At 44.3% G+C, this 15,923-nt stretch carries 16 protein-coding genes; 11 read left to right on the top strand and 5 right to left on the bottom strand.

Annotated elements, in window-relative coordinates; all coding sequences use genetic code 11:
- Positions 1-44 precede the first annotated feature (44 nt).
- The 6 genes from IDJ76_RS19935 (at position 45) to aroC (ending at position 6,362) form a co-directional block, all read left to right on the top strand.
- Entirely contained in the window at positions 45-584 is a 540-nt protein-coding gene (locus IDJ76_RS19935) for a TlpA family protein disulfide reductase (protein ID WP_191165972.1), read from the top strand.
- A gap of 56 nt (positions 585-640) precedes the next feature.
- Positions 641-1,306, top strand: a complete 666-nt coding sequence (locus IDJ76_RS19930; protein WP_191165970.1) for a DUF6624 domain-containing protein — start codon at positions 641-643, stop codon at positions 1,304-1,306.
- Between the two features lie 263 nt (positions 1,307-1,569).
- Positions 1,570-2,481: a prephenate dehydratase gene (locus IDJ76_RS19925; protein ID WP_191165968.1), complete on the top strand. Its 912-nt coding sequence runs from the start codon at positions 1,570-1,572 to the stop codon at positions 2,479-2,481.
- Positions 2,482-2,611: 130 nt separating this feature from the next.
- Positions 2,612-3,742 (top strand): bifunctional 3-deoxy-7-phosphoheptulonate synthase/chorismate mutase type II, encoded by a 1,131-nt coding sequence (locus tag IDJ76_RS19920; RefSeq protein ID WP_191165966.1) that lies wholly within the window; start codon positions 2,612-2,614, stop codon positions 3,740-3,742.
- Between the two features lie 64 nt (positions 3,743-3,806).
- Positions 3,807-5,105 (top strand): 3-phosphoshikimate 1-carboxyvinyltransferase, encoded by a 1,299-nt coding sequence (aroA, locus tag IDJ76_RS19915; RefSeq protein ID WP_191165964.1) that lies wholly within the window; start codon positions 3,807-3,809, stop codon positions 5,103-5,105.
- 165 nt (positions 5,106-5,270) lie between these two features.
- On the top strand, positions 5,271-6,362 hold the full coding sequence (aroC, locus tag IDJ76_RS19910) for a chorismate synthase (RefSeq protein ID WP_191165962.1): 1,092 nt from the start codon (positions 5,271-5,273) through the stop codon (positions 6,360-6,362).
- Between the two features lie 164 nt (positions 6,363-6,526).
- Here aroC and IDJ76_RS19905 read toward each other — a convergent pair whose 3' ends face one another.
- Both IDJ76_RS19905 and IDJ76_RS19900 read right to left on the bottom strand, forming a co-directional pair.
- A complete protein-coding gene (locus IDJ76_RS19905) occupies positions 6,527-7,237 on the bottom strand; it encodes a DNA alkylation repair protein (RefSeq protein WP_191165960.1) in 711 nt (236 codons plus the stop codon).
- 74 nt (positions 7,238-7,311) lie between these two features.
- Positions 7,312-7,818 (bottom strand): hypothetical protein, encoded by a 507-nt coding sequence (locus tag IDJ76_RS19900; protein WP_191165958.1) that lies wholly within the window; start codon positions 7,816-7,818, stop codon positions 7,312-7,314.
- 63 nt (positions 7,819-7,881) lie between these two features.
- Between IDJ76_RS19900 and IDJ76_RS19895 the strand changes: the two genes are divergently transcribed.
- Both IDJ76_RS19895 and IDJ76_RS19890 read left to right on the top strand, forming a co-directional pair.
- Positions 7,882-9,108, top strand: coding sequence for an MFS transporter (locus IDJ76_RS19895; protein ID WP_191165956.1), 1,227 nt, complete (start codon positions 7,882-7,884; stop codon positions 9,106-9,108).
- Between the two features lie 12 nt (positions 9,109-9,120).
- Complete coding sequence (locus IDJ76_RS19890; protein ID WP_191165953.1) at positions 9,121-9,750, top strand: HAD family hydrolase; 630 nt, start codon at positions 9,121-9,123, stop codon at positions 9,748-9,750.
- Between the two features lie 5 nt (positions 9,751-9,755).
- Here IDJ76_RS19890 and IDJ76_RS19885 read toward each other — a convergent pair whose 3' ends face one another.
- Positions 9,756-10,277, bottom strand: coding sequence for a DinB family protein (locus IDJ76_RS19885; RefSeq protein WP_191165951.1), 522 nt, complete (start codon positions 10,275-10,277; stop codon positions 9,756-9,758).
- A gap of 98 nt (positions 10,278-10,375) precedes the next feature.
- Here IDJ76_RS19885 and IDJ76_RS19880 point away from each other — a divergent pair, with 98 nt between their 5' ends.
- Positions 10,376-11,938: a L,D-transpeptidase family protein gene (locus IDJ76_RS19880; RefSeq protein WP_191165949.1), complete on the top strand. Its 1,563-nt coding sequence runs from the start codon at positions 10,376-10,378 to the stop codon at positions 11,936-11,938.
- A gap of 76 nt (positions 11,939-12,014) precedes the next feature.
- Here the strand turns inward: IDJ76_RS19880 and IDJ76_RS19875 are convergent, their stop codons facing one another.
- A complete protein-coding gene (locus IDJ76_RS19875; RefSeq protein ID WP_191165947.1) occupies positions 12,015-12,821 on the bottom strand; it encodes a murein L,D-transpeptidase catalytic domain family protein in 807 nt (268 codons plus the stop codon).
- 235 nt (positions 12,822-13,056) lie between these two features.
- Positions 13,057-13,635: a nitroreductase family protein gene (locus tag IDJ76_RS19870; protein WP_191165945.1), complete on the bottom strand. Its 579-nt coding sequence runs from the start codon at positions 13,633-13,635 to the stop codon at positions 13,057-13,059.
- Between the two features lie 165 nt (positions 13,636-13,800).
- Between IDJ76_RS19870 and IDJ76_RS19865 the strand changes: the two genes are divergently transcribed.
- Together IDJ76_RS19865 and IDJ76_RS19860 are read left to right on the top strand one after the other, a co-directional pair.
- Positions 13,801-15,048: a dicarboxylate/amino acid:cation symporter gene (locus IDJ76_RS19865; RefSeq protein WP_191165943.1), complete on the top strand. Its 1,248-nt coding sequence runs from the start codon at positions 13,801-13,803 to the stop codon at positions 15,046-15,048.
- Between the two features lie 219 nt (positions 15,049-15,267).
- Positions 15,268-15,570, top strand: coding sequence for a GIY-YIG nuclease family protein (locus tag IDJ76_RS19860; protein ID WP_191165941.1), 303 nt, complete (start codon positions 15,268-15,270; stop codon positions 15,568-15,570).
- Positions 15,571-15,923: the final 353 nt, after the last annotated feature.

Genomic DNA, 15,923 nt, shown 5'->3' with positions numbered 1-15,923 from the left:
ATCTAATCCATATCAAAGCCAAGATTTCATTTTTATATTGCGACATGAAAAACACACCCAAATTATTACTGCTATCTGCCCTCTTGTTTTTACTTCCATTTTATGGCAAGGCACAAAGCGCACCCGCAGAGTACCAGCAAAAGCTTGACCTGTTACAAAACATGGTGGGCAAGCCAGCCCCGGCTTTTACTGCTAAAACTATCGATGGTAAAAAGGTAGACCTGGCATCCTTAAAAGGAAAAGTAATTGTGGTGAACTTTTGGTTTGTTGGCTGCCTTCCCTGCGAAGAAGAGATGCCGCTGCTGAACAAATTGACAGATCAATATAAAGACAACCCGAATGTGGTATTCCTGGCTTTCGCCAACTCTACCAAAGGCAGTGTAAAAAGCTTTTTTAAACGTAAAACATTCAAATACCAAACTGTAACAGATGCCAAAGCCATTGCTGATACTTATAATGTATCCGGCTACCCTTCCCACTTCATTATAGATAAGGAAGGCGTTTTAAAATTTGCAAGCATCGCCTCGCAGGATAATATAGACGAATTTTTAAGCGGTAAGATCCAGGGCGTGTTAGCTAAATAATGTTAAATTTTGCCGGTTGGTTACATTTTTCGGTTAGCAGGAGTTAACTTTAAGGCATGAAAAAGCTTCTAATAATGTGCTTTTGCCTGCTTTATGTGGCAACGGCGACTGCCCAGCAAAAAAAGTTTAATGGCCCGTTAGCCGATAGTTTGGCCAAATTAGTAGTAGTAGATCAACAGGCCGCATACATCCCAACGGCAGAACTAAAAAAGCTTACGCCGGAGCAATGGGATAAATTTAAGGACAGCGTTTTCTCTACCCATCAGAAAATACTAAGCCATATTTTCAACCAATATGGCTATCCCGGTTATGACCTGGTTGGTAAAAAAGGGTCCAACAATTTTTGGCTGATGGTGCAGCATTGCGACAAATGGCCAGAATTTCAGCAAAAGATATTAGCGGCTATGAAAATAGAAATGATTAAAGAAAATGCCGATAGTAAAAACTTTGCTTATTTAACCGACCGGGTAAATTTGAACACCGGTAAAAAGCAGGTATATGGTACACAGCTTACCTATAATACTAAAATTTGCCAGGCCCTACCCAGACCTTTAACGGATAGCCTGAATGTAAATGCGCGCCGAAAGGAAGTAGGCTTACCCCCTATAGAAAATTATTTAAACCAAATGTCGACCATGCATTTCGAGATGAATAAAGACAGTTATCAAAAAAGAGGGATCAATAAGCCTGCCTTGTTTAAAGAGGAAAAAAATAATATGTAATCAAGTAAGTCCCAACCCACTTTCGCCAAATAAAATTTGTTTCGATCTGAAAATTTTACAAAAAATAAAATTATCTATTGACAAAATGATTTTTACTTGTACATTTACGGCATAACAAAAACAATGAACAATTCACGTGCATATTTTTATGGTTTCTACTTTTACTTTAGCAGTAAGAGCCGGGACTGATATGTACTAACAAAACATATAAAACTAAAAAGTCCCGGCCCGAAAGAGCCGGGACTTTTTGCTTTAATACATTTATGAAAACCGAGAGACAAAGAGTTGCCATACAGGGGATCCGCGCTTCCTTCCACGAAGAGGCCGCATTCCGTTATTTTGGTGAAGAGATAGAAACCATTGAGTGCAACTCCTTTAAGCAAACATTTGAGGCACTGCAAAACAAAGAGGCCGATTATGTGGTGATGGCCATTGAGAATAGCATTGCCGGCAGTATCCTGCCCAACTACTCGCTGATGATGAGCTACAGCTTCCCGGTAGTAGGCGAAGTTTATGTCCCTATTCAGCTGCACCTGATGGCTTTGCCGGGCGTGCGGTTCGACCAGATCAAATACGTAACATCGCACCCTATCGCTATCCGCCAGTGCGTTGACTTCTTTGACGAGTACCCCAACCTGAAGATTGTAGAGAGTAACGATACCGCCGCCTGCGCCAAACGTATCCGCGATGAGCAATTGACCGATACGGTGGCCATAGCCAACACATTGGCCGCGCAGCTTTACGGTTTGGATGTTTTGGAACGACGCATTGAATCTAACAAACTGAACTTTACCCGTTTCTTGATCATCACCACGCATGAAAATGCCCGCAGGAAAGCAACGCCCGATAAAGCTTCGTTATGCTTCCAGGTTAATAACGAGGTAGGCTCATTAGCCAAGGTGCTGAACATCTTTGCAAACGAAAATGTGAACATGAGCAAAATTCAAAGCATGCCGGTTTTAGGCAAGCGTAACGAGTACAACTTTTATGTAGATATTGAATGGGAAGACAGTAAGCAATACGATACCGCCATCCGCCAGATCTTGAAATACACGCACAACTTTAATATCCTGGGCGAGTACGAGCGATATCAGGAAGACTCGGCACCCAAACCACCTGTAAAGAACCCCGAAATGACCCGCAGGTATATTACCGTTAAAAAGCTCAACGAATAGTTAAAGTGGGACGACCGGAAGTCGGAAACTCCGAAAAAAAAAATATTAAATCATAACAATTAAATAACCCAAGCAAAAAACTTCTTCCCGACTTTCGGTCTCGCCGACTTTCGGACAAAACAACAACGATATGAAACTGAATCTGAACATACAGCCACTAAACACGTGGATCAATCAAACAGGCAAGCAACCATTAGTAATTGCAGGCCCTTGCAGCGCAGAAACTGAGGACCAGTTGGTAGCCACTGCCCATTTATTAGCAAAAACAGGTAAGATCAGCGCGCTACGTGCAGGTATCTGGAAACCACGTACCCGCCCGGGCGAATTTGAAGGTATCGGCAGCATTGGTTTGGAGTGGTTAAAACGCGCCAAGGAAGAAACCGGCCTGCCAACGGCTGTTGAAGTGGCAACTGCCAAACACGTTGAAGAAGCTTTAAAGGCAGGTGTTGATATCCTTTGGGTGGGTGCCCGCTCAACCGTTAACCCTTTCACCGTACAGGAAATTGCTGATGCCCTGCGCGGTGTTGATGTACCCGTAATGGTTAAAAACCCCGTTAACCCCGATCTTTCTTTATGGATTGGTGCTTTAGAGCGTATCAACAACGCTGGTATCACTAAACTGGCAGCTATCCACCGTGGCTTTTCATCTTACGAAAAATCGGCCTTCCGTAACGAACCGATGTGGGATTTAGCTATTGCTTTGAAAACACTTGTACCGCATTTACCAATTATCAACGACCCAAGCCACATCACCGGTAACCGCGACCTGATCGGCTATGTATCGCAAAAAGCACTGGATCTGGATATGCAGGGTTTGATGATCGAATCGCACATCGACCCTTCGGTTGCATGGACCGATGCTGCACAGCAAGTTACACCGGCTGCGTTGTCTACCATTATTGATAATCTTGCACTCCGCAAGCCCGAAGTTAAAGATGTAGTGGTAAACGATAAACTGCATGAATTGCGTAACCAAATCGATAAAATTGACGACTTGGTAATCCAAAAAATGGCTGAGCGAATGCAGATAGTAGAGAAGATTGGTAACTACAAAAAAGATAACAACATTACCATTTTACAGGTTAACCGTTGGGACGAGATCTTGCACAAACGTACCGGCTACGCTAAAGCATTAAAATTAAGCACCGAGTTTACAGAGAAATTACTAGAACTGATGCACAGCGAATCTATCCGTAAACAAACCGAGATCATGAACAAAAGTGAAGCAGGCCAGGCAGCAGAGAAATTAACACACGTATAATAGCTTAACCCAATAAAAAGGAAATCACTAATTCACTAATTCATTAATTCACTATCTATTGGGGATGAAGCATAACATCATACTGACTAAACAAGGTAAAACAACGCACGGTACGGTACAGCTCACCGGTTCAAAAAGTGAGTGCAACCGTGCGCTGGTTATCGAGGCGCTAAGTGAAGGCAAGGTAAAGGTCAAGAATATGTCGGATGCGGCGGATGCGGTAACGCTGGCCGGTATTTTGAAAGGGAGCGAAGATTTTGGAGCTGAGAGTGAAAAACTGGATCTTGGAAATTCGCTCCTTACCACCCGCACCCCGCACCTCATCAACATCGGCCCCGCCGGTACTGCGATGCGTTTTTTAACGGCCTATTATGCCATTGGCGATCAGGAAGTTGTACTAACCGGTAGCGAGCGGATGAAACAAAGGCCTATCGGTATTTTGGTTGATGCATTACGGAGCCTGGGCGCGCATATCGAATTTGAGGAAAAGGACGGATATCCCCCTATAAAAATCCACGGTGGTTTTGAGCAGCAAACCCGCAAGGTTACGATCAAAGGCAATATCAGCAGCCAGTATATTACTGCATTGCTACTCATCGCGGCCAAATTGCCACAGGGGTTAGAATTGCATATCGAAGGCGAATTAACCTCCCGGCCTTATGTAGAGATGACTTTAGCAATGTTGCGCCAGGCCGGCATCCAGCATAGCTGGATAGCAAACGTGATCACCATTGAAAATCAACCTTTTGCAGAAACAGAATTACTTGTTGAACCAGACTGGAGTGCGGCTTCCTACTGGTATGCAATTGCTGCGTTAAGTGACGAGGCCGAGTTATTTTTGCCCGGTTTAACCTCGTACAGTTTACAAGGCGACAGCGTGATTACCGAACTTATGGCTAATTTCGGCATTACCTCGCAATTTAAGGATGGCGGCGTACATTTAACCAAGGAGCCAAAACCGATGTTCCGGAAGATCTTTGATCTGAAAGAATGCCCCGACCTGGCACAAACGATTATTGTGGTATGCGCAGCCCTGGGGCATGAGGCCAGCTTTACCGGGTTAGAAACGCTAAAGATCAAAGAAACCGACAGGATACTTGCACTGCAAACAGAACTGGCAAAAATCGGCGTAAGGCTGATCGAAAAAGGGCTTGTTTATAAACTGGATTGCAGCGAAAAGCAAATCCCACAGCGTATGTTTGTAAACACTTATGATGATCACCGTATGGCAATGGCCTTTGCGCCACTGGCCATATTGATCCCCGAACTGGAGATTGAAGATGCCGACGTGGTTGAGAAATCATACCCGGCATTTTGGAAGGATCTGGAAAAGGTGGGGTTTGATGTTAAAGTAAAAAGTTAAATAAATATGTCATTGCGAGCGTAGCGTGGCAATCTCCAAACTATGCATATCTGATGTGCTGATCGGGAGATTGCTTCGTACCTCGCAATGACGCCTTAAGAAATAAAAAAGCATAATTACAATCTGCACATTTGCATATCCGCAAATTTGCACATCTAAAAACACATGGCAGGTAATTCATTCGGTCAATTATTCAGGATAACAACTTTTGGCGAATCGCATGGCGAAGCTATCGGCGTGATTATAGACGGCTGCCCGGCAGGCTTGACTGTCGACCTGGAATACATCCAGGGTGAACTCGACAAGCGTAAACCCGGCCAGTCGAAGATCACTACACAGCGTAAAGAAAGTGACGAATTTAAGATCCTATCGGGCACTTTTGAAGGTAAAACTACCGGTACGCCAATCGCCATGATCATCCCCAATGAAGATCAGCGTTCAAAGGATTACGGCCACAATGTAGACGTTTTCCGCCCGTCGCATGCCGACTATACTTACCAAACCAAATACGGTATCCGTGATCATCGTGGCGGCGGCCGTTCATCTGCCCGCGAAACCGCGGCACGCGTTGCGGCAGGTGCCTTAGCTAAACTGCTTTTAAAAACAAAGGGCATCGAGATCGTAGCTCATGTAAGTAGCGTAGGTAAGATCAATGCGCCCAATGTTTTTATTAATAATGCAGATGAGTTTATAGCAGATCGCGAAAAAAACATCGTACGCTGTGCCGATCCGGCCACTGCAGAAGAAATGATCACCTTTATAGATGATATCCGTAAACAGGGCGATACCGTTGGTGGTAAGGTGAGCTGTTACATAAAAGGTTGCCCTGTTGGCTTGGGCGACCCGGTTTTTGACAAACTACACGCAGATTTAGGCAAAGCTATGTTAAGTATCAACGCAGTGCATGGTTTTGAATTCGGTTCGGGTTTTATCGGCAGCGAAATGCGCGGATCAGAACACAACGACATTTTCATCAAAAACGCTACCGGCGATGTAGGCACCCGCACCAATTTCTCGGGCGGGATCCAGGGCGGGATAAGCAATGGGATGCCTATTGAATTTACGGTTGCTTTTAAACCCGTGGCTACCATTATGCATAACCAGCAAACGGTGGATGGCGCGGGTAATGCTGCCGAAATCTCCGGCAAGGGCCGACACGATCCTTGCGTAGTACCGCGCGCCGTACCAATTGTTGAGGCGATGGCCGCACTGGTTTTGGCCGATCATTGGATGAGGAACAGGAATGCTAAGTTGTAGATATATCTTTTCAACAAACTCATAAACCCGCACGTTAAAGCGTCCACGCTTTAATGGATCTTGATGTGAGCGTCCACGCTCACGAGTTTCGCAAGCGTAGACGGCTTGCCTGAAAGCTGGCGTAAAGCGTGGACGCTTTACGCTGTACTACAAAATTATCATTATCAACACTTCACGTCCTTCTTCTTGGGCGCAACGCCGCCGCGTTTATCCCACACTTTCATAATATATTCAGTGGCTACCGGTACCTTGCAGGCGGTGCCGTTCATATCTACGATTATCGGGCCGATGCTATTGGCGGTTGCCATTGCTTCGTCAGCTAATGGAGCAACATACGATCCTACCCCAATCATAAATGCGTTCATCATATAAGCCACCCTACCGGCTGCCGAATGGATTTGTTGCTCTACACGGGCAACCAATTTCCGCAACTCATCCATATCCAGCTCATCGTCAGGTTTTAGCGCCACTAAATTATTAAGCGTTGCCCATCCGCTTGCTGCTGTATGCTCAAAGGGGCTATCTATCCATGCTAACCCTAATTCAAAGCCGTACCGCCCGCCTGCAGCTACCCAGGGCACGGTATATTCGCCAATATTTGTAGATGATGCCTGCTCCACCCATAGTTGCAAATCGGCATTAGTCATCTGCTCGTCGTCGGCAATTAAACCGGCCAGGTACATCGCATCCGCATTGCCCGTTGCAAAAAGGTCTTTAGCCAGCTGGTAATCTTTTTTTATCTTTTTCTGAATAGGTTTCAGGTATTCGATTTTCACACCAAAAAAAGGCTCCTTTACGCCATGTTTAAGCAGGATCTTCTTAATGTTGTCGCTGCCTTTGCTTTCCAGCTCGGCCATAATTTCGATGACGGTCATTTCTTAACAATATTCTTTAAACTTATTTCCTTGACAAGTGAAACATACACCATTTTCAAAATAGTAATATTCGTCTAAATAGCCTGTTCCATTACACTTTCGCAAGGAGTTAATTTAACAAGTTCTTTTCTTGAGACATCCACATATGTTGGTACTACACTGGAATTGTGAATATCGGTATGACAACTATGGCATACAGTTATTAAATCTTCAGAAGGATATTCCCAAGGTAAAAAATTAAGAATATAATAAGGGTGGTGAACATGCAGTATGGTTGGGGAATCGTCTTTCACTCCAGCGATAACTGCAAATTTTGGTGTGAAAAAAGAATTATCTTTTATTAACAAAGAGTGCTTAATGAAAGATGCTTTCTGTTCCTCATTTGTTGGTTTCCTTATGTAAAAACTACCATTCCAAATAGATGCTATTGAATTGCAATTCGAACATTTATTTCCATCTCTTTTAACGATGGAATCTCTTAAAGTTTTCCATTCATAAGTTGTTATTAATTCTTTGTACGTCGGCTTTTTGCTGTTATCATAATCTGCTAACAAATCAAAATAATTGATGTATTTATTCATAGTAATTGCAATGAATAAATATACTATTTAAAATCTTAGTCATATACATTTACATTTGTTTAAATGCCTAACATATTCCACCTTTACAAAAACGCCTACACCGGCCTGTCGCGCAATAACTGGCTCATGAGCATCGTGATGTTCATTAACCGCAGCGGTACAATGGTGGTGCCTTACCTGAGCCTTTACTGTGTAGAAAAACTCGGCTTCAGTATTACGCAGGCGGGTCTCATTATGGCACTATTTGGCGTAGGGGCAATATTAGGCGCATTTATCGGCGGCAGGCTTACCGATAAATTCGGCTTTTATGATCTGCAGGTAGGTGCCTTATTAAGCGGCGGCCTTTTATTTATCCTGTTAGGCTATCAACATACCTTTGTAACACTTGCTATCGGCACATTTGCCCTAAGTTTTTGCAATGAAGCATTCCGGCCGGCCAATTCAACAGCGATAGCCCACTACAGTAATGCCGAAAATAAAACGCGCTCCTACTCGCTCAACCGGCTCGCAGTAAACCTGGGCTGGGCCTTTGGAGGCGGGCTGGGCGGTTACCTGGCATCCATCAATTACCATTACCTGTTTTGGGTAGATGGCTGCACCAACATTGTAGCCGCTATACTCCTGTTAAGGCTGATCCCGCGGTCGTCCATTAAGAAAGTTGCCGCTATAAAAGATCAAGTGATTAAGGTGGCATCGCCTTATAAGGATAAAGCCTATCTCGCATTTATCCTTCTATCTACCCTGTTCGGATTATGTTTTTTTCAGTTCTTTATTATGGAGCCGGTATTCTTCAGGCTGCAATGGCACTTTAGCGAACGCCTGATAGGCTTACTGCTTGCTGCCAACGGTTTACTTATTGTAGCCATCGAAATGGTACTCATCCATTCTTTAGAAGGCAAACGCCACGGTTTGGTTTACATTATTGGCGGGGTATTGATAACCGGCATAGGCTTTACGCTTTTAAACATCTTGCCGCCGGGTGTGGCCACTGCAGTTTTAGTAGTAGTGATCGTTACCCTGGGCGAGATCATGAGCATGCCCTTCATGAATGCCTACTGGATAAGCCGCACCAATAATTATAACCGCGGGCAGTACGCAGCCTTGTACACCATGTCGTGGTCGGCAGCGCAAGTTTTAGCGCCGGCTTTTGGCAGCCAGGTTATTTACCATGCCGGTTTCAACTTACTTTGGTGGTTGCTGGGCGGTTTAAGTTTTGCTACAGCAGCGGGTTATTTTCTATTATACAAAAGCGAACGCATTAGCGAGCCAACAGGCCAGTTACTGCCTTAATTAAAATTATAGATGAAACGTGTTTTAATTTTAGACCTTGATAACACCATTTACCCGGTAAGCTCTATCGCTTCAGATGTTTTTGACAGCATTTTTGAACTTATCGACAATGAGTTGGGAGCAAACGATCAACAGGCCGCAGCACAAGCCAAACATGAGCTTACCCGCCGCCCCTACCAACAGGTAGCAGAAGAGCATGGTTTCAGCGATGAACTGAAAACAAAAGGGATCGAATTATTACGTAACCTTAGTTACGATAAACCGATGCAGTGGTACCCGGAATACGAAGTGATCCGCGCCATTAATATTGATAAATACCTGGTAACAAAAGGGTTTAAAAAATTACAGAACAGTAAGTTTAAGATGCTGGGCATCGAAAGCGATTTTAAAAAATGCATTGTCGTAGACCCGGAGGAATCGCCACTCAATAAAAAAGATATTTTTGCGCAGATCATAGCAGATAATGGCTACGCCGTTGAAGAAGTTTTGGTTGTAGGCGATGACCCGGAGTCGGAAATCAAAGCAGCTCAAGAGCTGGGCATCGATACCTTCCTTTTCGACCCGGCGAATAAACATCCCCATGCAAATGTGACTTACCGGGGCAAGGACTATACTCGTATACAGGAGATTATCGAAAGATAAAGCAATTATCTCTTTCGCTCCATCAACACCTTCACCGTAACGATCAACTGCCCCAAATGCCGCATGGTGTGCTCGGCGCTATGTACATACAGGCCTACCACAGTTGATGGTAACTGCGCGCGGCCTACACCCCTAATCTCCGTCAGCGTAGATTCTTTTTCTGCTGCCAATTGTGCTAAAGCAGCATCAACCTGGGTGTTAAAATCAGCCAATAATTCAGATACCGTGTCCGTTTTTGTGGTCGGTTTGCCTTCTGCAGACAGATAGTTTAATTGCGTTTCGGTCAGCGCCTCGCCTTTGGCGTACGCGTACAACCGGTCTAAAACCCCGGTTAAATGCTGTAAATGAAAACCGGGCGAAGCCATCCCTGCCACCTTCGTCCACAGCAATTCATCCGGAAAATCAATCATCAAGGCTTGCAGTTCCTCACTGGCTTGCAGCAATGCATGTGCAACAGGCTGTAGCAGAGCGGGTATATCTTTTAAAGGCTCGCGGAGCCAAACTTCGGGCGGGGTGTTGTTTGCCATTAATCAAATATAAACCATGCAGGTAAATGATTAGCACATTTATTTATAATTCTTAATTGTGGTATAGCAATTGATAATATCGTTCAAAACCAAACAAAATGATAGCACCCCTTACCATAAAAAGATCGTCATTTCAAATATTGATCGCTCTCTTCGCCTTTGCCACATTAACCTTTCAAAGCTGTGCTAAAAAAAGCCGCTCGGATATGGGCAAGGTACTTTTCGAAAAAACCAAGAACAAGGTTTTTAAAGATGTAACCCCCGAAGGACTTGCCGAAGTTTTCAAAAAAGTATTGGCCGATGAGCGGTCTAAAATGGATAACCCTAACCTTATCACCGCTTATTACGAGCAAAACAACTACGACCCGGCCTTTGTGATGGATCATATTTTTAACGGTGATGTGGATTTGACCGCTAATTACTTTGAAAAGGCAGGCGAGCACGGTTTAGACCCTAAAATGTTTAAAGCCGGGCAGATCAAAGCTTTAACAAATAAATTTAAGGATAAAAAAGCGATCAAGAATTTGGATGAAGCTTACCATGATATTGCCGAGTTGGAAATTTTAACCGCCAATTCACTGATCAATTATTCAAACGCCTTGCAATATGGCATCTTAAGCCCGCGCAAAATTTACCAGCGTTATTATACCGAAACCAAACGCCCCGACAGCGCTGGCATGTCAAAGATCTTTACCATCCCTAATATGCATGCTTACCTGGATAGCATCCAACCCAAAGACCCGCAATACCTGATCTTGCAAAAGGCTTTAATAGCAGGCGGTAGCGCACAAGGGATGACCAAAGAAGAAACAACCCGCTATTTAGTGGTGAACATGGAGCGTCTCCGTTGGAAAAACAAACCAACCCAGTCGGAGTACGTGATAGTCAACATCCCTGATTATCGTTTAGATGTGATGGATAACGGCAAATCAATCCTCAACATGAAGGTGGTTGTTGGTGAAGGCCGCAATACGGATAACACCACTACGTTGGTAGATTATGACGAAAGCGATAAAATTGACCGCCCTTTTACCCGCGAAACACCGCAACTGAACAGCATGATTCACAGCGTACAGGTTAACCCTGTTTGGAACATCCCGCAAAGCATTGCCAGTAAAGAAATTATGGTAGAAGCTGCTAAAGACAAGTACTATTTAGATAACAAAAACATTGATGTTTACGAACATGGTAAAAAGGTAGAAGACCCCGAAACTATTGACTGGGCATCCGCGTCAGCAGACAAATACGAATTTAAGCAACGCCCCGGCGATGATAATTCATTAGGTAAGATCAAATTTTTGTTTAATAACAAAAGCAGCGTTTACCTGCATGATACCCCTGCAAAAAGTGCCTTTACGCAAAGCATGCGTGCATTAAGCCACGGCTGCGTACGTTTAGGCGATCCGCAAGCCTTAGCTAAAGTGGTATTTGGAGAAGGTGCAACTTACGATAAAATAGCGGAAGATATGGGTAAAGATAACCCCGACCCTACTACTATTGCACTGCCTAAAAAGATGCCGGTTTATATCACTTACGTAACCTGTTGGGCAGATGATAATGGGGTATTGCAATACCGCAAGGACGTTTACGGGCTCGATGTAATATTATACCAACACCTGCAACGTTTCCTGGCTACTAACGATCAGTTAGCTGCGTTGTAAATAACGAATTAAAAATAGCTACATAAAAAAAGAGGTGCTGATTGGCACCTCTTTTTTTATGTAGCATTTAAGAATATTATAATCTGGCGATACTGGTCGAATCGGCATGTACCGTATCTGCCGGAGCTGGCAGGGCAGGTACAACGTAATTAACCGGAGCAGTATCGTCTAACAGTTTCGACATGTAGTTGCTGTCATTACCGTTGATGAAGAATACTGTTTTACCTTTGATTGTATTAATCACCTGGTCAGAAACCTCGGGTGATACCGCAGGGCAACCGAAACTGCGACCTAAACGGCCAATCTGGTTAATGGTATTCTGGCAGACATAATCTGCAGCATGAACCACAATTCCGCGGGCACGTGCAGCACTGTTGGCAGCATCTAAACCGTCTAAACGTAACGAACGGCCGTGCTTACCCATGTAAACGTCATCAGCCAGGTAAAAACCCAAGCTGCTTTGGTGCGATTCGTTATTGTTAGAGAAACGGTTGGCCATATCATCGCCGCTACCTTGCCCGTGCGCCACCCAGGTGTTTAATACCAAAGTTTTGCTCAGCATATCAATGATCCACATCCGTTTTTCACGGCTCGATTTTGTAAAATCTACAACCGTGATTACATTGCTATTTGCTGGTAATTTGTTGGCTAACTTCAAATTCAAATAACCGGTAACCGCCTTTTGAAAAACGTTTACATCTAAACCAGTTTGCTGTAGGTTAGCTGTTTGATAAATATTGGAAACGTACTGCGAAAAAAGTTCTTTTGCAGTATAATTTTTAGAGATTTTTAAAGATTTTGACGCGTTTGACGGTATCCAACTGATAACCGTAATAGAAAATAACAATAAAGCGCCAATGATCCACCGCAGGTGTTTTCTCATAATATTGGGTTTAATCTTATAGTTTAATCAGGTACAATAACAACCAATTGTATATTATTAGTTGAAACCGATAGATCAAATATACGCTTAAAACACAATTATATTGTCACGATAGTCTAATTATGTACTTTAATGAAATTTTGTTTCAATAAAGTTAACCCGGGCGGGTTGGATTTGGAGATGATATGATACAAAAAAGCCCTGCCGGGTTGGGCAGGGCTTTAGCCGGAATAGTTTATTTATTCCAGGTGATCTTATTTTCTATCGGTGTTTTACGTTTGCCTTCGGGCTGGGTTTCTGTATACCCCAGGAATAATACGCCTAACACGCTATCCTCTGCACCTAAACCAAAATGCTGGGCAAATGCCGGTTTTAATACCATCCCACCAGTGCTCCAAAATGCACCGAAGTTAAGTGCAGTAGCACCTAACAAAAGGTTTTGTACCGCGCACGATGCCGCTATCACCTCTTCAAACTTCGGAATCTTTGGCAGATCGCCGCGTTTTTGATAAGGGATAATAACGTGCGATGCACCGCCAAACTGGCTGCTTAAGTTAGCGTAAACCGTAGGATTAAAGCTTTCGCCGGGGTTAGCAGCCTTGTACAGTTCTGCGTGCTGCTCGCTGTAAACCTTCGGGTCTTCAAATACGATAAAGTGCCATGGTTCGGTATTTCCGTGGTTAGGTGCCCAGTCGGCCAGTTCTAAAACCGATGCGATGTGTGCGTTAGGGATCTTATTGCCATTCATGGTTGATGGCTTAAGCGTACGGCGCTTTTTGATGTTATCGGCAACTGCTGAAAATGTAGTATCCATAAATTATATGTTATATGCTGATTGGAGAAGTGGCAAAAATAGGAAATTAGATGTTGACAATGGCTCACTGCCGTGAAAATATCATAACTGATGGATTGGAATAGCTTCTGTATAGTCGGATAAAATTTCTACTTTCACAATTGCCATTGATTCGGCAGGTAGCGTATGAATAATTGGTTTAAAAATTATAGTGGAATAATCTGGCTGTTAACGGGTATCATCATCGGGAGCATTGCGGGGGTTGTACTGGGCGAAAAGGCCGAAATACTGAAACCCATTGGCGATATTTTCCTGAACCTGCTGTTCGTAGCGGTGATCCCCCTGGTTTTCTTTGCCATCTCATCGGCTATTGCCAATTTGCAGGGCACCCAAAAGTTGAGCCGCATTATGGGCATTATGGCGGGGGTTTTCCTTGGGACGGTAATTGTAGCCGCGATATTGACCATCGTCGCCCTATGGATCTTCCCGTTAGGGGCGACCGCAAATACTGCCGCCGCAGGCCAAACTGCCGAAGCGGGCAAAAAGCTCACCGGCGATGCCGTTACCCAGCTATTTACCACCAGCGAATTCTTTAACCTCCTCTCCCGCAAAAACATGCTGGCCATGATCATTTTTGCCATATTGGTAGGTTTCGGCGCGTTAAGGGCCGGCGACAAAGGCAAAGTATTCACCGGGTTTTTAAACTCAGGTAACGAGGTTTTTAAACAGGTATTCGTCATCATCATGAAGGCCGGGCCGGTTGGCCTGGGTGCCTATTTTGCCTACCAGGTAGCCGTTTTCGGGCCGAGCTTATTTGGCACCTACGCCCACACCTTAGGCATAGGTTACGGCGTAAGTTTGTTTTTATACGCCGTATTTTACAGCCTGTACGCCTTTATAGCGGGCGGCATAGGCGGCATTAAACGCTACTGGAAAAATAACATTATCCCATCGGCAACGGCGGTTGCCACCTGCAGCAGCATTGCCACCATCCCCGCTAATTTAGATGCCGCCAAAAAAATGGGCATCAGCGATGTGATAGCAGGTGTAACCATTCCGCTGGGTGGTACGTTACATAAAGACGGTTCCAGCATCTCGTCCATCCTGAAAATGGCAGTGGTATTTGCCATGTTCGGCAAGGGCTTTGATAGCCCGCAAGTGATATTGCTGGCTTTGGGGATGACTGTATTGGTGAGCATGGTAGAAGGCGGCATCCCCAACGGCGGCTACATCGGCGAACTGCTGTTTATCTCTGCTTACGGCTTCCCGCCCGAAGCACTACCCCCTGCCATTATTATCGGCACATTGATAGACCCGGTAGCCACCCTGTTAAACGCCACCGGTGACACTGTTGCGGCTATGATGATCCAACGGTTTTCTGAAGGGAAGTTGGTGGAGGGGTATGTTGATAAACCAACATTAACACGTCGGTAAAAATCCCCCTGTCATTTCGAACGAGCGATAGCGAGGAGAAATCATCTAAAGGTATAAATCGGCGAACGCTTAAGGGATAAAGTATTTCCAGCCCTTTGTCATTTCGAACGAGCGACAGCGAGGAGAAATCTTCTACAGAATAAAATAAACCATGTGGAAGCCCCTGTCATTTCGAACAAGCGACAGCGAGGATAAATCCTCTACAAAAAACAATAACCCATGTGGAATTATAATTACTTCACCTACATATTAACGAACCTTACGAAAAACGTATTGTATATCGGTGTAACCAACGATTTGAAACGACGGCTTTACGAACATAAAGAAGATAAAAGCAACGGGTTTACCGCTAAGTATCATTGCCATTATTTAATTCATTACGAACGTTTTACCGATATCCACCAAGCCATAGACCGCGAAAAGGAAATTAAGAAATGGAGGCGCGAAAAGAAGGATGCCTTAGTCGCAACACAAAATCCGGAATGGAAGTTTTTAAATGAGGAAGTGAATGAAGGCATATAACAGCAAAGTCGGAATGAATGATGCAGAGGATTTCTCCTCGCTATCACTCGTTCGAAATGGCACTTTTCTTTAAAGTCCCGCCATCATTTCGAGGGAAGCGCAGCGACGAAAGAACCTCTCGAACATAGATAATCGCGTCTCTGCATAAGCAAGAGGATTTCTCCTCGCTATCGCTCGTTCGAAATGACAGGGGTTGTCACCAATGCAAGTAACCATCGCTGTCATTCCGAGGGAAGCGCAGCGACGAGGAATCTTCTGCGATATAACTTGCGAGTAAAGAGGGAAATCAAGAGGATTTCTCCTCATTATCGCTCGTTCGAGATGACAGGGGTTGTCACCAATGCAAGTAACCA

Source organism: Mucilaginibacter glaciei, assembly GCF_014773245.1.
Lineage (GTDB): Bacteria > Bacteroidota > Bacteroidia > Sphingobacteriales > Sphingobacteriaceae > Mucilaginibacter > Mucilaginibacter glaciei.
The sequence above is the reverse complement of the archived record's forward strand: the minus strand, read 5'-3'. Positions and strand labels throughout refer to the sequence as shown.